At 68.9% G+C, this 18988-nt stretch carries 15 protein-coding genes, 1 tRNA gene and 1 pseudogene; 6 read left to right on the top strand and 11 right to left on the bottom strand.

What is annotated here, in order from left to right; all coding sequences use genetic code 11:
- Window positions 1-91: 91 nt before the first annotated feature.
- The 11 genes from ACO1BR_RS03135 to dnaA all read right to left on the bottom strand — a co-directional run bounded on the left by ACO1BR_RS03135 (window position 92) and on the right by dnaA (window position 15007).
- Window positions 92-1504, bottom strand: coding sequence for a hypothetical protein (locus tag ACO1BR_RS03135; protein WP_426793471.1), 1413 nt, complete (start codon window positions 1502-1504; stop codon window positions 92-94).
- Window positions 1505-1689: 185 nt separating this feature from the next.
- Window positions 1690-1824, bottom strand: coding sequence for a DLW-39 family protein (locus ACO1BR_RS03130; RefSeq protein ID WP_003958712.1), 135 nt, complete (start codon window positions 1822-1824; stop codon window positions 1690-1692).
- 229 nt (window positions 1825-2053) lie between these two features.
- Window positions 2054-2127, bottom strand: a tRNA-Ile gene (locus tag ACO1BR_RS03125).
- 88 nt (window positions 2128-2215) lie between these two features.
- Window positions 2216-2920, bottom strand: coding sequence for a DUF3566 domain-containing protein (locus ACO1BR_RS03120; protein WP_426793470.1), 705 nt, complete (start codon window positions 2918-2920; stop codon window positions 2216-2218).
- Between the two features lie 14 nt (window positions 2921-2934).
- Complete coding sequence (gene gyrA / locus ACO1BR_RS03115; protein ID WP_426793469.1) at window positions 2935-5559, bottom strand: DNA gyrase subunit A; 2625 nt, start codon at window positions 5557-5559, stop codon at window positions 2935-2937.
- Between the two features lie 50 nt (window positions 5560-5609).
- Entirely contained in the window at window positions 5610-7607 is a 1998-nt protein-coding gene (gene gyrB, locus ACO1BR_RS03110) for a DNA topoisomerase (ATP-hydrolyzing) subunit B (protein WP_426793720.1), read from the bottom strand.
- Between the two features lie 596 nt (window positions 7608-8203).
- The gene (locus ACO1BR_RS03105) at window positions 8204-8737 is read right to left on the bottom strand and encodes a DUF721 domain-containing protein (protein WP_426793468.1); all 534 of its coding nucleotides are present in this window, start codon (window positions 8735-8737) and stop codon (window positions 8204-8206) included.
- Complete coding sequence (gene recF / locus ACO1BR_RS03100; RefSeq protein ID WP_426793467.1) at window positions 8734-9870, bottom strand: DNA replication/repair protein RecF; 1137 nt, start codon at window positions 9868-9870, stop codon at window positions 8734-8736. Before recF ends, ACO1BR_RS03105 begins: the two co-directional genes overlap by 4 nt.
- A gap of 45 nt (window positions 9871-9915) precedes the next feature.
- Window positions 9916-10794 carry a phosphogluconate dehydrogenase (NAD(+)-dependent, decarboxylating) gene (gene gnd, locus ACO1BR_RS03095; RefSeq protein WP_426793466.1) on the bottom strand — a complete coding sequence of 293 codons (879 nt, stop codon included), beginning with the start codon at window positions 10792-10794 and terminating at the stop codon, window positions 9916-9918.
- A gap of 146 nt (window positions 10795-10940) precedes the next feature.
- A complete protein-coding gene (gene dnaN / locus ACO1BR_RS03090; RefSeq protein WP_426793465.1) occupies window positions 10941-12071 on the bottom strand; it encodes a DNA polymerase III subunit beta in 1131 nt (376 codons plus the stop codon).
- 1037 nt (window positions 12072-13108) lie between these two features.
- Complete coding sequence (gene dnaA / locus ACO1BR_RS03085) at window positions 13109-15007, bottom strand: chromosomal replication initiator protein DnaA (protein ID WP_426793464.1); 1899 nt, start codon at window positions 15005-15007, stop codon at window positions 13109-13111.
- 374 nt (window positions 15008-15381) lie between these two features.
- Here dnaA and rpmH point away from each other — a divergent pair, with 374 nt between their 5' ends.
- From rpmH to rsmG, 6 genes and pseudogenes are all read left to right on the top strand, one after another.
- Entirely contained in the window at window positions 15382-15519 is a 138-nt protein-coding gene (gene rpmH / locus ACO1BR_RS03080; RefSeq protein ID WP_003949374.1) for a 50S ribosomal protein L34, read from the top strand.
- Window positions 15520-15543: 24 nt separating this feature from the next.
- Window positions 15544-15900 (top strand): annotated as a pseudogene (rnpA, locus tag ACO1BR_RS03075) (ribonuclease P protein component); the annotation flags it as partial.
- 98 nt (window positions 15901-15998) lie between these two features.
- On the top strand, window positions 15999-16316 hold the full coding sequence (gene yidD / locus ACO1BR_RS03070) for a membrane protein insertion efficiency factor YidD (protein WP_006604423.1): 318 nt from the start codon (window positions 15999-16001) through the stop codon (window positions 16314-16316).
- 3 nt (window positions 16317-16319) lie between these two features.
- Window positions 16320-17459 carry a membrane protein insertase YidC gene (gene yidC / locus ACO1BR_RS03065; protein ID WP_426793463.1) on the top strand — a complete coding sequence of 380 codons (1140 nt, stop codon included), beginning with the start codon at window positions 16320-16322 and terminating at the stop codon, window positions 17457-17459.
- A gap of 14 nt (window positions 17460-17473) precedes the next feature.
- Window positions 17474-17980, top strand: coding sequence for a protein jag (locus tag ACO1BR_RS03060; RefSeq protein WP_426793462.1), 507 nt, complete (start codon window positions 17474-17476; stop codon window positions 17978-17980).
- A 133-nt stretch (window positions 17981-18113) separates the two neighbouring features.
- A complete protein-coding gene (rsmG, locus tag ACO1BR_RS03055) occupies window positions 18114-18839 on the top strand; it encodes a 16S rRNA (guanine(527)-N(7))-methyltransferase RsmG (protein ID WP_426793461.1) in 726 nt (241 codons plus the stop codon).
- Window positions 18840-18988 lie beyond the last annotated feature (149 nt).

Genomic DNA, 18988 nt, shown 5'->3' with positions numbered 1-18988 from the left:
GGCCGCGGCCACGCCCACCGTGCCCGGTGCGAGCGCCGGCCCGGTCAGCTCCGCCAGGGCCGCGAGCCCCCGGTCGGCGCCGCCCGCCCCTTCAGCACGAGCCGCTCTTCCGCGGATCCGCCGCCGCACCGGTCGGCCGCGGCTTCCGGCGGGCCCAGACGTACGACGTCCCGAGGCCGGCCAGCAGCAGGACGCCCACCACGCCGACGGACACCCCGGCCACGCGGATCGCGGGCCATCCGCCGCGGCCCGCCACGGACCCCGAACCGCCGCCCGTGGCAAGGCTCTTGACCGCGGTCGCCGCGGCCTCCGGTCCGGCCTTCTCCTTGCCCAGGACGGCGACCCGCAGCACCAGGTCGATCTGCGAATTCTGGCTGATCTGGGCGGCTCTGGCGCCCAGCGTGACGGCAATGTAGAAGTCGCCCTTGGCGTGGACGGGGACGACGTCGGGGTGGGTCTCGTAGCGGTTGGTCCAGGAGACCGGCACGGTCCCCATCTTCAGCGACGCCACCCGCCCGTTGTAGGGCACCTGCGGGATGAACTGTCCGGTGCCGCTGCCGACCGGCGCCCGGTACGGCGTGTAGACCTGGGTGCTGCCGAAGGACGTCCGGGTGACGGCGCCCTTGGCCTTGGGCTCTTTGGCGAACTCCACGTCGTAGCGCAGCTGCTGGCCCCAGCCGACCGGCACCTTGTACCAGAGCGTCTGGGCCGGAAGGATCCTGTCCCGCCAGACGCCCTGGTGCAGCAGCCGGGCGTCGTTGAAGCCGGTGCCGCCGGAGACCTCCTCGGGGGCGGTGGTGGGCAGCGTGGCGTCCTTGCCGCCGGCGCCGTAGTCCGGCTCGGCCGGGGCGGGGGCGACGCCCTTCGCCAGCGGTGGTTCCACGTGAAACGTCAGCTCCAGCGGCCAGCGCGCGGCGCCCGCCCCCTTGGCCGCCGTGCGCTCGACGACCAGCCAGTACCGGCCCGCCTTGTCACAGCTGTTGGTGCCGCGCTGCGACGGGATCCGGCTGACGCCCGAGGTCAGCGGTGCGGCTCCCTCCCGCTGCCCGAACATCGCCGTCGTGGACTCGCAGGAACCGTCCGTGCCGTACACGACCTTGGTGTGCAGCGCGTCCGGGGAGTCGACCGCCGCCCCGGGCGGCGGGACCGCCGTCGCCGAGAAGTCCGCCGCCGACGCCGCGTCCAGGTCGGTGGCGTAGTACCGCTCTTCGTTGGGGCCGATGCTGTCCAGATACTGCCCCGGCGAGATGGCCGGCGCGCTCTGCCGGTCGGCCGTGCCCTGGACCGGCTTACCGCTGAACCGGTAGCCGGGCGCGGAGAGTTGGCCGGATCGCTGCGCATGGCGGGAGAGCGCCCGGGCGTTCGGGGCGCCGTACGCCCTGCCCGTGCCCTCGGCGGCCGGCGCCGCGGACGGTGCCGCCGCGGCGGGGAGGACCGCCGCGGTGAGGGCCACGAACAGCCCCCCGAACGCCGCCACCGCCCCGCGGCATGGTCGTCGTGCCATGTCGTCCCCCTCGCGTCCCGCCGATCACATCACAGACACCACCATCACGGACATGGTCTTTGCTGTTGCAATCGAAGGCTATGCGACAGCAAACCCACCTGCCCGTCTGCCCGACCCCGGACATACGAAACCCCGGCCGCCCATCGGCAACCGGGGTCCCTACAAACTGTGCTGTGCGTGTGGTCTCACACACCCGAACCTGCGGGCACGGAGTCGGTCGCCTCCGTCCACAGATCCTGCTCGGCGCGATCCGCCTGGATCTGGCGGTACACGAGGAGCCCGCCGATGGCGGCCAGTGCGACCAGGAGAAGCTTCTTCACCGCGCGACCTCGTCTTTCGTTGACGTAGGGGACCCTATGTCGGCCGATGATACACACCGGCCGATACCGATCGGTTATCTAGCCCGCACTCGGCAACACCTCTTCCGCGGGCGCCGAAGGGCCTCAACTTCCGTCCCTCTACAACGAATCGCCCACGCCGTCGGTTCCCATCGCCCCGGCAAAAGCATCGGCCCGGCCGGAGAAATCTCCGGCCGGGCCGATGGTGCGGTGCGGCTACCAGGACTTGAACCTGGGGCCTCTTCCTTATCAGGGAAGCGCTCTAACCGTCTGAGCTATAGCCGCTCGTTCGCTGCAACGAAAGATTAGCGCACTTCAGAGGCGTTCCCAAAATCGGTTCCCGAGGCTCCAGGACCGCCCGCCGGCCGAGGACTCACTCGTCCTCCGCGAGGGTCAGCTCCACACCGCCGACGAAGCCGGCCGACAGGTTGTAGATGAACGAGCCGAGCGTGGCCAGCGCGGTCGCCAGCACCACGTCGATCACCGCGATGACGGAGGTGAACAGCAGCACCCGCGGCAGCGACAGGAACGACTGGAGATCGAAGCCGCCGCCGTCCGCCGAGCCGGTCGCCTCACTGATCGTCCTGCCGACGGTGGAGAAGACGCCCATCGCGTTCATCACCATCCACAGCACCGTCACCGCCACGATCGTGCAGATACCCAGCGCGATGGACAGCAGGAAGCTCACCTTCATCACCGACCACGGGTCGGTACGCGCCACCCGGAGCCGGGCCTTGCGCGTCCTGGGGGCCGTACTGGCGCCCGTACGCGGCTTGCGCACCGCCTGTCCGGCGCCCTCCTGCCCGCCGCCCGTGCGGTACGCCTGAGGCGGCTGGTAGGGCTGCTGCGCGCCCCCCTGCGGCGTCACCTGGCCGCCGGTCCGGGCCTGCGGCGGCTGGGGCTGGGGCTGGGGCTGTCGGGTATCGGCCATGGGTCCTCCCTCATGGGCACCGTCGTCCCCGGTGCCTTCGGACATGGAAGAGCCACGGACGCCGTCTTCCGTCACGGTTGCGGGTCCCGCCGAGGAGTCCTTGCCGACTCCCGGTCCGCCCGCCGCAGCGCCCGTGGCTCCACTCACGACCTACTCCTCGGTTACTCCGCCGCGGGCTGCTCGCCCCCGGCCGCCACGGGCGCGGCGTCTTCCGCCGCGCCGGTCTCGTCGGCTCCCTCGGGCCCGTCGACCTCTTCGGCTTCCCGGCCGGCCTCGGCGTTCCGTGCGATGCCGACGACGGCATCGCGCTTGCCCAGGTTGATCAGTTGGACGCCCATGGTGTCACGGCCGGTCTCCCGGACCTCGTTGACCCGTGTCCGGATCACGCCACCGCCGAGCGTGATCGCGAGGATCTCGTCCGACTCCTCGACGACCAGCGCGCCGACCAGCGAACCCCGGTCCTCGACGATCTTGGCGGCCTTAATCCCCAGGCCGCCGCGACCCTGGACGCGGTACTCGTCGACCGCGGTGCGCTTGGCGTACCCGCCGTCGGTCGCGGTGAAGACGAACGTACCGTCCCGGACCACGTTCATCGAGAGCAGCTCATCGCCCTCGCGGAAGCTCATGCCCTTCACACCCGACGTGGCCCGGCCCATCGGGCGCAGCGCGTCGTCGGTCGCGGTGAACCGGATCGACTGCGCCTTCTTGCTGATCAGCAGCAGGTCGTCGGTGTCCGAGACCAGCTCGGCGCCGATCAGCTCGTCGTCCGTGCCGTCCTCCCGCTCGCGGAGGTTGATCGCGATCACACCGCCGGAGCGGGGCGAGTCGTAGTCCTTGAGCGGGGTCTTCTTGACCAGGCCGGCCTTCGTGGCGAGGACCAGGTACGGCGCCGCCTCGTAGTCGCGGATCGCCAGGATCTGCGCGATCTGCTCGTCCGGCTGAAAGGCCAGCAGATTGGCCACGTGCTGGCCCCGCGCGTCCCGCCCGGCGTCCGGGAGTTCGTACGCCTTGGCGCGGTAGACCCGGCCCTTGTTGGTGAAGAACAGCAGCCAGTGGTGGGTGGTGGAGACGAAGAAGTGGTCGACGATGTCGTCTTCCTTGAGCTTGGTGCCCCGTACGCCCTTGCCGCCGCGCTTCTGCGAACGGTAGTCGTCGGTCTTCGTCCGCTTCACATAGCCGCCACGGGAGATCGTGACGACGATGTCCTCTTCGGCGATCAGGTCCTCGATGGACATGTCGCCCTCGAAGGGCACCAGCATGCTGCGCCGGTCGTCGCCGAACTTCTCGACGATCGCGGCCAGTTCCTCGCTGATGATCTGGCGCTGGCGCTCCGGGGAGGCCAGGATCGCGTTGTACTCGCGGATCTTGCGCTGGAGCTCGTCGTGCTCGGCGGTGATCTTCTGGCGCTCCAGGGCGGCCAGCCGGCGCAGCTGCATCTCCAGGATCGCGTTCGCCTGGATCTCGTCGATGGCCAGCAGACCCATCAGGCCCTCGCGGGCGGTCTCGACCGTGTCGCTGCGCCGGATCAGCGCGATGACCTCGTCGATGGCGTCCAGCGCCTTGAGCAGACCGCGCAGGATGTGCGCCCGCTCCTCGGCCTTGCGCAGCCGGAACTTCGTCCGGCGGACGATGACCTCGATCTGGTGCGTGACCCAGTTGCGGATGAACGCGTCCAGGGAGAGCGTGCGCGGCACCCCGTCGACCAGCGCGAGCATGTTCGCGCCGAAGTTGGTCTGCAGATCGGTGTGCTTGTAGAGGTTGTTGAGGACGACCTTGGCGACCGCGTCCCGCTTGAGGACGATGACCAGCCGCTGGCCGGTACGGGAGGAGGTCTCGTCGCGGACGTCCGCGATGCCGCCGATCTTGCCGTCCTTGACCAGGTCGGCGATCTTCTGCGCGAGGTTGTCCGGGTTGACCTGGTAGGGCAGCTCGGTGACCACCAGGCACTGGCGGTTCTGGATCTCCTCGACCGCCACCACCGCGCGCATCGTGATCGAGCCGCGGCCGGTGCGGTACGCCTCCTCGATGCCCTTGCGGCCCACCACCAGCGCGCCGGTGGGGAAGTCCGGGCCCTTGACCCGCTCGATCAGCGCGTCCAGCAGCTCCTCGCTGGACGCCTCGGGGTGGGCCAGCGCCCACTGCGCGCCGTCCGCGACCTCGCGGAGGTTGTGCGGCGGGATGTTGGTGGCCATACCGACGGCGATACCGGCCGAGCCGTTGATCAGCAGGTTGGGGAAGCGGGACGGCAGGACCGTCGGCTCCTGGTTGCGGCCGTCGTAGTTGTCCTGGAAGTCGACGGTCTCCTCGTCGATGTCCCGGAGCATCTCCATCGACAGCTGCTTCATCTTGCACTCGGTGTACCGCATGGCCGCGGCCGGGTCGTTGCCCGGGGAGCCGAAGTTGCCGTTGGAGTCGACCAGCGGCATCCGCATCGACCACGGCTGCGCGAGGCGGACCAGCGCGTCGTAGATGGAGGTGTCACCGTGCGGGTGGTACGTACCCATGACGTCGCCGACGACGCGGGCGCACTTGTAGAAGCCCTTCTCGGGGCGGTAGCCGCCGTCGTACATCGCGTAGAGCACGCGGCGGTGCACCGGCTTGAGGCCGTCGCGGACGTCGGGCAGCGCACGCGACACGATGACGGACATCGCGTAGTCGAGGTACGAGCGCTGCATCTCCGTTTCGAGCCCGACGGGCTCGACGCGCATCCCGACGCCTTCGATGGTGGCGGGCGCGCCCTCGGCGGTCACACCGTCAGGGGTCACAGGGGGGTTCTCGTCGGCCATGGTGGTTCAAAGTCCTTTCGAGCTGCGGCTGTTGTTCGGGCCGACAGGGCTCAGATGTCGAGGAAGCGGACGTCCTTGGCGTTACGCTGGATGAAGGAGCGGCGTGCCTCGACGTCCTCGCCCATCAGCACGGAGAACAGGTCGTCCGCGCGGGCCGCGTCGTCCAGCGAGACCTGGCCGAGGACACGGTGGTCGGTGTCCATGGTCGTGATGCGCAGCTCCTCGGCGTTCATCTCGCCGAGACCCTTGAACCGCTGGATGGAGTCCTCGCGGATCCGCTTGCCGTTCTGCTTGCCGAGCTCGATCAGCGCGTCCCGCTCGCGGTCGGAGTAGGCGTACTCGAAGTCGTCCCGGCCCCACTTGATCTTGTACAGCGGCGGGCGCGAGAGGTAGACGTGCCCGGCCTCGACCAGCGGACGCATGAAGCGGAACAGGAAGGTGAGCAGCAGGGTGTTGATGTGCTGGCCGTCGACATCGGCGTCCGCCATCAGAATGATCTTGTGGTAGCGGAGCTTCTCGATGTCGAAGTCCTCGTGGACTCCGGTGCCGAAGGCCGAGATCAGCGCCTGGACCTCGTTGTTCTGCAGGATCTTGTCGACCCGGGCCTTCTCGACGTTGAGGATCTTGCCGCGGATCGGGAGGATTGCCTGGTACTCCGGGTTGCGGCCGGACTTGGCCGAACCGCCGGCGGAGTCACCCTCGACGATGAAGATCTCGCACTTCGTCGGGTCGTTGGACTGGCAGTCGCTCAGCTTGCCGGGCAGCGACGCCGTCTCCAGCAGCCCCTTGCGGCGGGTCAGATCGCGCGCCTTGCGGGCCGCGACCCGCGCCGTCGCCGCCTGGATGCCCTTGCGGATGATATCCGCGGCCTCGTTGGGGTTGCGGTCCAGCCAGTCGGTGAGGTGCTCGTGCACGACCTTCTGGACGAAGGTCTTGGCCTCGGTGTTGCCCAGCTTGGTCTTGGTCTGGCCCTCGAACTGCGGCTCGCCGAGCTTGACCGAGATGATCGCCGTCAGACCCTCGCGGATGTCCTCACCCGTGAGGTTGTCGTCCTTCTCGCGCAGCAGCTTCTTGTCGCGGGCGTAACGGTTGATCAGACCCGTCAGCGCGGCGCGGAAGCCCTCTTCGTGGGTGCCGCCCTCGTGGGTGTGGATGGTGTTCGCGAAGCTGTAGACACCCTCGCTGTACTGGGTGTTCCACTGCATCGCGATCTCGACCGAGAGCGTCCGCTCCTTGTCCTCGGCGTCCACCCCGATCACGCTCGGGTGCACCAGCTCGCCCTTGCGCGAGTTCAGGTACTTCACGAAGTCGACGATGCCGCCCTCGTAGTGGTACCGCACCGAGAGCGGATTGCCGTCCTCGTCCACATGGTCCGGGCGCTCGTCCTTCAGCGCGATCGTCAGACCCTTGTTGAGGAACGCCATCTCCTGGAAGCGCCGGGAGAGCGTCTCGAAGCTGTACTCGGTCGTCTCGAAGATGTCGCCGTCGGCCCAGAACGTGACCGAGGTGCCGGACTCCTCGGTGGCCTCGTGCTTGGCCAGCGGCGCGGTCGGCACACCGAGCTTGTAGTCCTGCGCCCAGCGGTAGCCGTCCGTGCGGACGTCGACGGCCAACCGCGTCGACAGCGCGTTCACGACGGAGACACCCACGCCGTGCAGACCACCGGAGACCGCGTAACCGCCGCCGCCGAACTTGCCGCCGGCGTGCAGCACCGTCAGCACGACCTCGACGGCCGGCTTGTTCTCGGACGGCACGATGCCGACGGGGATACCGCGGCCGTTGTCGACGACGCGGACACCGCCGTCGGCCAGGATCGTCACGTCGATGGTGTCCGCATGCCCGGCCAGTGCCTCGTCGACCGAGTTGTCCACGACCTCGTACACGAGGTGGTGCAGACCGCGTTCGCCCGTCGAGCCGATGTACATGCCGGGGCGCTTGCGAACCGCGTCCAAGCCCTCAAGGACGGTGATCGCGCTGGCGTCGTACGACTTCTCCACCGAGGAGTCGCCCACGGCACCTGCGGGAACCCCTTCTTCGGTAGAAGCCATGTTGTTCTCGTTGAGGTCGCCGGAGTCGGCCACGAAGCGCCCTTTCTGGCACAGCACGAGCCCTTCCGCACCTGCGGGGAGGACCCCTGGGAAGACAGGCGGGAGCGGCTCGTCGTTCGACATGTTCCGCGAGTGGGCGGGATTGTCTACCAGTCTACCGGTAGGGCGGACACTCATGGGGGTTTGCAGGCGCCTGAGTCGTCATGTGCCGCCCTGAACTGACGTCCGCCGACTCCCCATATGCGAGAAGGGGCCTCAGGACGCTCAAACGGGCACTCAGCGCTTCGGGATGTCAACCACCGGCTACCGTTTGCGGAGTCTCATGCGTCACACGTGTTTACAGGCGCCCTACACCCCGTCCCGCCGCCCGATCCGTTTCACGTGAAACGGCCCAGAGAGCGAGGTGGGGGCGGTGTTTCACGTGAAACACCGCCCCCACCTCGCTCTCTGGGCCGTTTCACGTGAAACGGATCGGGCGGCGGGACGGGGTGTAGGGCGCCTGTAAACACGTGTGACGCATGAGACTCCGCAAACNGCGGTGTTTCACGTGAAACCCCCCCCCCACCTCGCTCTCTGGGATCTCCTCGCGCCGGGATCTAGCCGTAGGTGTCGCCCGGGCCCTTGCTGCCGGGCGCCCGCAGCGACCCGTACCTGCGAGCGGGGCCGCCGGGCCCCAGCACCTTGATCATCTTGACCGTGCCATGGCCCAGGTCCTCATTCAGCCGGGCCACCAGCTGCGGCGCCAGCAGCCGCAGCTGCGTCGCCCAGGCCGTCGAATCGCACTGCACGGTCAGCACGCGGGCGTCCTCGTCGTACCTCTGCGGCTCGCAGTGCTGCGCCACCTCGGGCCCCACCAGCTGCGGCCAGCGGCCCATCACCCCGCCGACCGCCGCCGGGGTCTCCCAGCCGCGCTCGGTGATCAGTCGGTTGATCGCCGCACCCAGCGACAGCGGATCGCGGCCGTCCGCCCGCGCACCCGAACGCAGCCCGCCGCGCCGGGCCTGCTTCTTCTGCTGCGCCGCGGCGCCCCGGGCGCGGGCCTGCTCCTTGGCGGCGACCAGCGCCTGACGGGCCAGATCCACACCCGACAGCTCCGGAGTCCTGGGGCGCTCCGGCTGCGGTTCGGTCACCGGTCCACCTTCTCCACGGCGCCGTCGGACACCGTGTAACGCGCCCCGATCAGCACCCCCGGCACATCGTCGTCCACCGCCGCCGTCACCAGCACCTGCTCGCCCGGCGCGACCAGCTCCGCCAGCCGCTCCCGGCGCCGCGCGTCCAGCTCGGCGAAGACGTCGTCGAGAACGAGCACCGGCTCATTGCCCTCGGCCCGCAGCAGCTCGTACGACGCCAGGCGCAGCGCCAGCGCGTACGACCAGGACTCGCCGTGGCTGGCATAGCCCTTCGCCGGCAACTGCCCCAGCCTCAGCAGCAGATCGTCGCGGTGCGGCCCGACCAGGGTCACACCGCGCTCGATCTCGCTCTTGCGGGCCTCGCCCAGCGCTGCCAGCAGCACGCCGTACAGCTCCTCGCGGTTCGCCGCGGCGGCCATCGCCTCGCCCGCGGAACCGCGGTACTCCAGCCCCAGCGGCCCGCCGCCCGGCGCCAGCTGCTCGTACGCCTTGTCCGCCAGCGGGCGCAGCGTGGCGATCAAGTCGAGCCGCTGCGCGAGCAGTTCGGCCCCCGCGCGGGCCAGATGCTGGTCCCAGACGTCCAGCGTCGACAGGTCCATCTGCCGGCCACCGTGCCGACGGGCCAGCGCCGCCGTCTTCAGCAGGGTGTTGCGCTGCTTGAGGACGCGGTCGTAGTCGGAGCGCACGCCCGCCATCCGCGGCGAACGGGCGGTGATCAGCTCATCGAGGAACCGCCGGCGCTCGCCCGGGTCGCCCTTGACCAGCGCCAGATCCTCCGGCGCGAACAGCACGGTCCGTACGATCCCCAGCACATCGCGCGGCCTGACCTGCGACGACCTGTTGATCCTGGCGCGGTTCGCCCTGCCCGGATTGAGCTCCAGCTCCACCAGCTGCTGCCGCTCGTCCTGGACGACCGCGGCCCGGATGATCGCCCGGTCCGCGCCCATCCGCACCAGTGGCGCATCCGACGCGACCCGGTGGCTGCCGAGCGTGGCCAGATAGCCGACCGCCTCGACGAGATTGGTCTTGCCCTGCCCGTTGGGGCCGACAAACGCCGTGACGCCCGGGTCGAGCGGGACCTCGACCCGGGCGTACGAGCGGAAGTCGGCGAGCGACAGATGCGATACGTGCATAGCTACGCGCCGACCTCCCCCGGCTGCTGAGCTGGTTGCTGCTGCTTACTTCTTGTTCTCGACCGCGTGGCCACCGAACTGGTTGCGCAGCGCGGCGATCATCTTCATCTGCGGGGAGTCGTCCTGCCGGGACGAGAAGCGCGCGAACAGCGAAGCCGTGATCGCGGGCAGCGGTACGGCGTTGTCGATGGCGGCTTCCACAGTCCAGCGGCCTTCACCGGAGTCCTGTGCATAACCGCGCAGCTTGTCCAGGTGCTCGTCCTCGTCGAGGGCGTTGACGGCCAGGTCCAGCAGCCAGGAGCGGATGACCGTGCCCTCCTGCCAGGAGCGGAAGACCTCGCGCACGTCGGTGACCGAGTCGACCGTCTCCAGCAGCTCCCAGCCCTCGGCGTACGCCTGCATCATCGCGTACTCGATGCCGTTGTGGACCATCTTCGCGAAGTGACCCGCACCCACCTTGCCGGCGTGGACGGAGCCGAACTCGCCCTCGGGCTTGAGGGCGTCGAAGATCGGCTGCACCTTGGCGACGTTCTCCTTGTCGCCGCCGTACATCAGGGCGTAGCCGTTCTCCAGGCCCCAGACACCGCCGGAGACACCGCAGTCCACGAAGCCGATGCCCTTGGCGGCCAGCTCCTCGGCGTGCTTCTCGTCGTCGGTCCAGCGGGAGTTGCCGCCGTCCACGACGATGTCGCCGGGCGAGAGCAGCTCCGCCAGCTCATCGATCGTCGCCTGGGTGGCGGCACCGGCCGGAACCATGACCCAGACCACCCGCGGGCCCTTGAGCTTGTCCACAAGCTCCTTGAGGCTGTCCACATCGGCCAGGTCGGGGTTGCGGTCGTATCCGATGACGGTGTGGCCGGCGCGGCGAATGCGCTCGCGCATATTGCCGCCCATCTTGCCGAGACCGACGAGACCGAGCTCCATCAGAGACCCTCTTTGCACGTAGTCGTTGCTGTCGTACCTGAGTCCGAGCCTACGCCCGCGACCCCGTGCACAGCTGTGGGCTCAGCCGCTCATCAGGGCCTGTCAGCCAGTCGGCAGAAGGGCCCTGACGAGCGGCGCCGCACGGGTCAGCCCGAGAGCCGGACGGGCATGATCAGGTACTTGTACGCGTCGTCCGCCTCGGCGTCCTTGGCCGGGCGCCCGCTCAGCAGCGCGGGCTTGGTCGACGTCGTGAACGACAGCTGCGCCACCGGGGAGTCGATGGCCGACAGGCCCTCCAGGAGGAAGCCCGGGTTGAAGGCGATCGAGATGTCGTCGCCGTCCAGCTCGGCGTCCACCCGCTCCACAGCCTGTGCATCGTCGCTGGAGCCGGCCTCCAGGATCAGCACACCCTGCTCGAAGCTCAGCCGCACCGGGGTGTTCCGCTCGGCGACCAGCGCCACACGCTTGACGGCTTCGACGAACGGGGCGGTCTCGATCACCGCGACCGAGTTGAACTCGGTCGGGAAGAGCGTCCGGTACTTCGGCAGGTCGCCTTCCAGCAGGCGGGTCGTGGTCCGCCGCCCGGCGCCCTCGAAACCGATCAGGCCCTCGCCCTGCCCAGAGCCGGACAGTGCCAGGGTGACGGTGTCGCCGCTGCTCAGGGACTTGGCGGTGTCCAGCAGCGTCTTGGCGGGCACCAGCGCGACCGCGGAGGCGTCCGGGCTCTCCGGCTTCCACAGGAACTCGCGCACCGCGAAGCGGTAGCGGTCGGTGGAGGCCAGGGTGACCGTGTCGCCCTCGATCTCGATCCGGACGCCGGTGAGAACGGGAAGCGTGTCGTCGCGGCCGGCGGCGATGGCGACCTGGGCGGCGGCAGCGGCGAAGACCTCACCGGGAACCGTGCCGGTGGCGGTGGGCATCGCGGGCAGCGACGGGTACTCCTCCACAGGCAGGGTGTGGAGGGTGAAGCGCGAGGAGCCGCAGACCACGGTCACCCGTACACCGTCGGTGGAAATCTCCACCGGGCGGTTGGGGAGGGCCCGGCAGATGTCGGCGAGCAGCCGGCCGGAGACGAGGACCGTGCCCTCCTCTTCCACCTCGGTCTCCACCGAGACCCGCGCCGAGACCTCGTAGTCGAAGCCGGAGAGGCTCAGTGCGCCGTCCTCCGCCTTCAGCAGCAGGCCCGCGAGGACGGGCACCGGCGGACGGGCCGGGAGGCTCTTGGCCGCCCAGGCCACTGCCTCCGCGAGTACATCGCGCTCCACCCGGATCTTCACCGGAAACCGCCTCCTGCTGTTGCTGGCTCTCGCCCTGCTGGCTCTCGGCCTGCTGGCTCTTCGTCGTCGGCTGAGTTGCCGGAGACCAGTCTGACGCACGCCACCGACACTCGGTGCGGCTCGGGGTCAAGTCGGCTCGACCGGTGCCGGGCGCTCCGGAGGCGAGTTGTGCACAGGCCCCGTTTCCGAGCGAATTCCCCGGTAGATATCCGTGGTCGTAGTAGTAGGGCCTGTGGAAACCGTGGACAACTGCCTTTGCGCAGGTCAACGCGGATTTTTTGTCCACTGCTCCTGTGGGTGACCGCCGTGGATAAGCGGCCTCTTCTGTGGACCGCCCGAAGTTCTGCACACCCGATGCACAGGGCAGGGCTACTTCTCCCCAGTGCCGTCCCCAGGTTTACCCACGTTCCCCACAGCCCAACCCACCACCTTGGTGTGACCGCTTTCACTCGGCGCGGTGAGGCGGGGTGTCGCGTTGCCGAACAGTGGACAGGGGTGTGGAGAAGCTGGGGATCACTGGGGACAACCGTGGCTGAGCTGTGGGTTGCCGGTGGACAAGCCGCCCCCAGCCCTGTGGACGAGATCTCTGTCCACAACCTGTGGATCACGGTTGGCCACAATTCCACACGCCGCTGACCTTGTCCGATGGCCCGTCAGAACACCGGCCTGTGGATCCCACAGGGATAACTTTCCTCTCCCCAGGGTGTGGACGGAAGATTCTTGCCCAATCTGTGGAGAGAGGCCGTGACCGGGCCAGGAATCGAACAGAGACGGTGCGGTCCACAGGTTTGGGTCGGCGGCGGATGGTGCCGGACAGCCTCGGAAAGCGGCCCGGAACCCTCGGGGTGGGCTTCAGGAGCCCACCGGGACCTCACAGCGGCTTGCAGCCGACCCGAGCACCCGCGGCACGGCTCGCCCGTACAGCGGGCCGCCGGGGTCCTGGCGCACCGCGGGCTCCCGGACGGCGAAGGGCGCTCCGGGAACCGGTCCCGGAGCGCCCTGGGAGCGCCTGTGGCAGCCGGCGGCGAGGCCGCCCGTCAGCCGTTCTTGATGCGGTTGGTCAGCTCGGTGACCTGGTTGTAGATGGAGCGCCGCTCGGCCATCAGCGCACGGATCTTGCGGTCGGCGTGCATCACGGTCGTATGGTCGCGCCCGCCGAACTGGGCGCCGATCTTCGGCAGCGAGAGGTCGGTCAGCTCCCGGCACAGGTACATCGCGATCTGGCGGGCCGTCACCAGCACCCGGCTGCGTGAGGATCCGCACAGGTCGTCGATGGTCAGCCCGAAGTAGTCGGCGGTCGACGCCATGATCGCCGTCGCGGTGATCTCCGGCGCGGCGTCCTCGCCGCCGGGGATCAGGTCCTTCAGCACGATCTCGGTGAGCCCCAGGTCCACCGGCTGCCGGTTCAGCGACGCGAACGCGGTGACCCGGATCAGCGCACCCTCCAGCTCGCGGATGTTGCGCGAGATCCGGGACGCGATGAACTCCAGCACCTCCGGCGGCGCGTTCAGCTGCTCCTGCACGGCCTTCTTGCGCAGGATCGCGATCCGGGTCTCCAGCTCCGGCGGCTGGACGTCGGTGATCAGCCCCCACTCGAAGCGGTTGCGCAGCCGGTCCTCAAGGGTCACCAGCTGCTTGGGCGGCCGGTCACTGGAGAGCACGATCTGCTTGTTCGCGTTGTGCAGCGTGTTGAAGGTGTGGAAGAACTCCTCCTGCGTCGACTCCTTGCTCGCCAGGAACTGGATGTCGTCGACGAGCAGGATGTCCATGTCCCGGTAGCGCTTGCGGAACGCGTCCGCCTTGCCGTCGCGGATGGAGTTGATGAACTCGTTGGTGAACTCCTCCGAGCTCACGTACCGCACCCGGGTGCCGGGATACAGACTCCGCGCGTAGTGCCCGATGGCGTGCAGCAGGTGGGTCTTGCCCAGCCCCGACTCCCCGTAGATGAACAGCGGGTTGTACGCCTTGGCCGGCGCCTCGGCGACCGCGACCGCCGCGGCGTGCGCGAAGCGGTTGGAGGCGCCGATGACGAAGGTGTCGAAGAGGTACTTGGGGTTCAGCCGCGCGGTCGGCTCCCCGGGACCGGTCGCCGGCGCGGGCTGCGCGGCGAGCGGACCGGGCGCGCCACTGGGCGCGGGCAGCGTGCCGCCGGGACCGACCGGCCGGCCGTTGGGGCCGTGCGGCGGGATTTCGGAGTGATCGCGGCGCTGCTGGTCATAAGGGGAGCGCGGGCCCTCGCCGTGCCGCGGCGGCCCGCTGCGGTCGGGCGCCTGTGCGCGGTAGTCGTTCGGCGGCTGCTGATGCTGTTGGTGCTGGAGGTGCGGCGGCTGCGGGGAGGCGTACGGCTCGCGCCACTGCTCCGCGGACGGGTCGCGGTCGGGGTAGCCGCTGAGGTGCTGCTGCTGCCAGCCGTACTCCTCGCGCGGGCCGACCGCGTCGACGGCGGAGTGCTGGGGCCAGGCCCCGGGCTCGTGCCGGGGCTGCGGGTAATCGGGATACGCGGGACGTACCGAGGGCAGGTTGTCGCCCTGGTGCCCGTAGCCGTGCCGGGTCTCGTGCCGCCCGTCGTAGCCGTCGTACGCGTCGTGCTGGTGCTGCTGGTGCTGCTGCGTCTGCGGGTGCTGTGGCTGCTGCGGCGCGGGCTGCTGGGCCGGGGGCTCCTCGGAGGAGTCGTCGACGGTGATCGCGATCCGGATCGGCCGGCCGCACTCATGGCTGAGCGCTTCCCCGATCAGCGGTGCCAGCCGGCCTTCGAGGACGCCCTTGGCGAATTCGTTGGGCACGGCGAGCAGCGCGGTGTCGGCGACCAGCGCCAGCGGCTGGGTGCGCTTGAGCCAGTCCTGGTCCTTCGGCTTGAGGCCGTCGGCCTCGGCCCGGAGAAGATGATCGAGTACGCGTGGCCACACTGCGGCAAGATCGGCAGGTACATCAGCCACAGGGCACGCTCTCTCACAGTCCCACGAATGTGTGATTCTCAGGACGGGCGGGAAGGAATCGGAGTTCAGTCACGGTAGTCAGGGCGGGCCTGGGGATTCAAGTTGTTGTCCACAGGCTGTGCATAGTGTGTCCTGGCGAGGGGCGTCCGCGCTGCCATAGAGCCGGTTTGACCGGATGGCGTAGCCGCGCGTACCGTGACCAGGTCGAGTTGTCGATGGCTGCTGCCGCCTGCCTCCGATGGGCAAAGATCGCGCTCAAGTGATCGTGTAGCGGTGCACTCAGGCGTTGCGAGCTACTCGTGGGCGCACGGTGACAGCCAGTCGACGCCCCACATCTGTCTCGTAGAGACAACAAGGATTCCTGGAGCCCCCGAGTGAGCAAGCGCACCTTCCAGCCGAACAACCGCCGTCGTGCGAAGACCCACGGCTTCCGTCTGCGCATGCGGACCCGTGCCGGCCGCGCGATCCTCGCGTCCCGCCGTGGCAAGGGTCGCGCCCGCCTGTCGGCCTGAGCAGCCTGAACCTAGGTCCATGACGTGCTGCCTACCGAACATCGGCTGAGGCGGCGCGAGGACTTTGCGACCGCGGTACGCCGGGGACGCAGGGCCGGGCGCCCGCTCCTCGTCGTTCATTTTCGTAGCGGTGCAACGGACCCGCACGCAGCGGGGGAATGTGTTCCCCCGGCGCGTGCGGGTTTCGTCGTCAGCAAAGCCGTTGGCATCGCCGTCGTTCGCAACAAGGTCAAGCGGAGGCTTCGCCACCTCATGCGCGATCGGCTGGACCGGCTGCCCGCCGGTAGCCTGGTTGTCGTACGGGCCCTGCCCGGCGCGGGTGACGCGGATCACGACCAGCTGGCCCGCGACCTGGACGCCGCGCTCGCGCGGCTGCTGGGAGAGGTGTCGAAAGGCTGCAATCCCCCAGGGGCTGTGACCGACGGCGGCTCCGCCGCGGGCCCCCGGAACCCCGGACGGGACCCGGGAGGGAGCGCACAGTGAAGTACCCGCTGCTGCTTTTGATCAAGATTTACCAGTGGACCATCAGCCCTCTGCTGGGGCCGGTCTGTAAGTACTACCCGTCGTGCTCGCACTATGGCTATACGGCCATCGACCGGCACGGCGCGGTGAAAGGGACTGCGCTCACAGCCTGGCGCATCCTGCGGTGCAACCCGTGGTCGCTCGGTGGCGTCGACCACGTCCCTCCCCGGAAGCGTCCGGTTTGGCATCAGCGGCTGAGGAGCCGCCTGGGCGGGCCCACCGTCCCTGAGCCTGTCGCCCAGCCCGAGACTCAGCCCAACGCCCAAGGAGCCTGATTCGTGGACACGATCCTCGGTCCTCTCTATTACGCAGTTTCCTGGATCATCGTCCAGTTCCACTCGTTCTACAGCCTCGTCTTCGACCGGGACAGTGGAGCTGCGTGGGGTCTGTCCATCGTTTCGCTGGTGGTGCTGATCCGTGTCTGCCTGATCCCGCTCTTCGTGAAGCAGATCAAGTCGACGCGGAACATGCAGGCGCTCCAGCCGAAGATGAAGGCGATCCAGGAGCGCTACAAGAGCGACAAGCAGCGCCAGTCCGAAGAGATGATGAAGCTCTACAAGGAGACGGGCACCAACCCGCTCTCCAGCTGTCTCCCGATTCTGGCCCAGTCGCCGTTCTTCATCTCGCTGTACCAGGTCCTCAGTCACATCGCCCAGAACAAGACGGTCGGCTTCATCGACCCGTCGCTGCTGGCGAGCGCGCAGAAGGCGCACATCTTCGGTGCCCCGCTCGCGGCGAAGTTCATGGACAGCGCGGCGAAGATCCAGACTCTCGGCGCATCGGTGACCGACGTCCGCGTCGTCACGATCATCATGATCGTCCTGATGTCGGCGTCGCAGTTCTACACCCAGCGCCAGCTGATGACCAAGAACGTCGACCTCACGGTGAAGACGCCGTTCATGCAGCAGCAGAAGATGCTGATGTACGTCTTCCCGGTCATGTTCGCCGTCTTCGGTATCAACTTCCCCGTCGGTGTGCTCGTCTACTGGCTGACCACAAACGTGTGGACCATGGGGCAGCAGATGTTCGTCATCCGCCGTAACCCCACCCCGGGCAGCAAGGCGTTCACCGAGCGTCAGGAGCGGCTGCGCGCCAAGGGCAAGGTCGTCGAGAGCCCCGCCGAGATCGAGGCGAAGAAGGCCGCCGACGAGGCCCGCCAGAACCGCCAGCAGCCCAAGCGCCAGACGAAGGCCAAGCGGCAGTCCGGCACGGGTGCGCCGACGGGCGGCGCGCAGAACCGTACGCGTGCCGGCTCGGCGTCGGGTGATACGGCAGCCGGGTCCTCGAAGGCGTCCGCGCAGGACAGCGAGGGGACCGGCGACACGTCCGACAAGGGCGGCTCCGCCTCCGGATCCCGTACCACCAAATCCGGTCAGCGCAAGGGCCAGCAGCGCCCCAAGCACCCGTCCAAGAAGTAAGAAGGAGTCCTGACGTGACGGACACGACCCCTGCCACCAAGGGCACCGACACCCTGACCCGCCTGGAGCAGGAAGGCGAGATCGCGGCCGACTACCTGGAAGGTCTGCTGGACATCGCGGACCTCGACGGTGACATCGACATGGATGTCGAGGCCGACCGCGCCGCGGTGTCGATCATCAGCGACTCGACCAGCCGCGACCTCCAGAAGCTGGTGGGGCGGGACGGCGAGGTGCTGGAGGCGCTGCAGGAGCTGACGCGGCTGGCCGTCCACCGCGAGACCGGTGACCGCAGCCGTCTGATGCTGGACATCGCCGGCTTCCGGGCGCGTAAGCGCGAGGAGCTCACCAAGATCGGCGCGAATGCGGCGGCGGAGGCCAAGAGCACCGGGCAGCCGGTGAAGCTGGACCCGATGACGCCGTTCGAGCGCAAGGTCGTGCATGACGCGGTGGCCGCGGCCGGGCTGCGGAGCGAGTCCGAGGGCGAGGAGCCGCAGCGCTGCGTGGTTGTCCTCCCGGCCTGATCGCTCAGCGCTCAGTCTTTCTTTGGCCCCGTCTGCTCGCAGGCGGGGCCAAAAGTTGTCAGCCTTCTGTGATACCCCCGGGAACAGCCCGGGGCCCCGGCAGGAAAAGCAGTCCAGAGGAAGGGCGGTTCCCGTGACGGAGGCAGCAGCGGAGCTCCCTCCCGCGCCGAAAGCGGCGCAGGAGGTATTCGGCGAGCGCTTTCCCGAGGCCGTACGGTACGGCGAACTGCTCGCCGACGCCGGTGTGAAGCGCGGGTTGATCGGTCCACGCGAGGTGCCGAGGTTGTGGGAGCGGCACCTGCTGAACTGCGCGGTGCTCTCCGAGGTCGTTCCGGAGGGTGTCTCGGTCTGTGATGTGGGTTCGGGGGCAGGGCTGCCCGGTATCCCGCTGGCGCTGGTGCGCCCGGACCTGAAGATCACGCTCCTGGAGCCGCTGTTGCGGCGGACGAACTTCCTTCAGGAAGTGGTCGAGCTGCTCGGGCTGGACCATGTCACGGTCGTCCGGGGCCGGGCCGAAGAGGTCATGGGCCAGCTTCCGCAGGTGCATGTGGTGACCGCGCGGGCGGTCGCGCCGCTGGACCGGCTGGCCGGGTGGGGTGTTCCGCTGCTGCGTCCGTACGGCGAGATGCTGGCGCTCAAGGGCGACACGGCGGAGGAGGAGCTCAAGGCGGCCCGTGCGGCGCTGAGCAAGCTCGGTGTGGTCGAGACCTCGGTCGTGCAGGTGGGCGAGGGCGTGGTGGATCCGCCGTCGACCGTGGTGCGGGTCGAGGTGGGCGAGAGCCCGGGCGGGGTGCGCTTCGCCGCGAAGAGGGCGAAGGCTGCGCGTGTCAGCCGGGCGGCGAGGGGCCGCCGGCGTTGATGCCCTGACGCCGGAGAGGTCCCGGCCGGCTGCAATGCGGTGGGCGTAGCTATCCGCGAAACAGCGGATAGGGCGAATTCCGCAAGCGCCATAAAAAGCCACAAGACGGAGTGTCGCGACTTAATCGGACGCGGCGCTGGCATCGTGTT

It is taken from the genome of Streptomyces sp. YGL11-2, assembly GCF_050054615.1.
Classification (GTDB): Bacteria; Actinomycetota; Actinomycetes; order Streptomycetales; family Streptomycetaceae; genus Streptomyces.
This window is presented reverse-complemented; position numbering and strand designations above follow the sequence as displayed.

Bases quoted from the DNA above. Each gene is read 5' to 3' on its own strand.
- ACO1BR_RS03135 (WP_426793471.1), bottom strand. From the start codon at position 1,504: ATGGCACGACGACCATGCCGCGGGGCGGTGGCGGCGTTCGGGGGGCTG.
- gyrA (WP_426793469.1), bottom strand. From the start codon at position 5,559: ATGGCCGACGAGAACCCCCCTGTGACCCCTGACGGTGTGACCGCCGAG.
- gyrB (WP_426793720.1), bottom strand. From the start codon at position 7,607: ATGGCTTCTACCGAAGAAGGGGTTCCCGCAGGTGCCGTGGGCGACTCC.
- recF (WP_426793467.1), bottom strand. From the start codon at position 9,870: ATGCACGTATCGCATCTGTCGCTCGCCGACTTCCGCTCGTACGCCCGG.
- gnd (WP_426793466.1), bottom strand. From the start codon at position 10,794: ATGGAGCTCGGTCTCGTCGGTCTCGGCAAGATGGGCGGCAATATGCGC.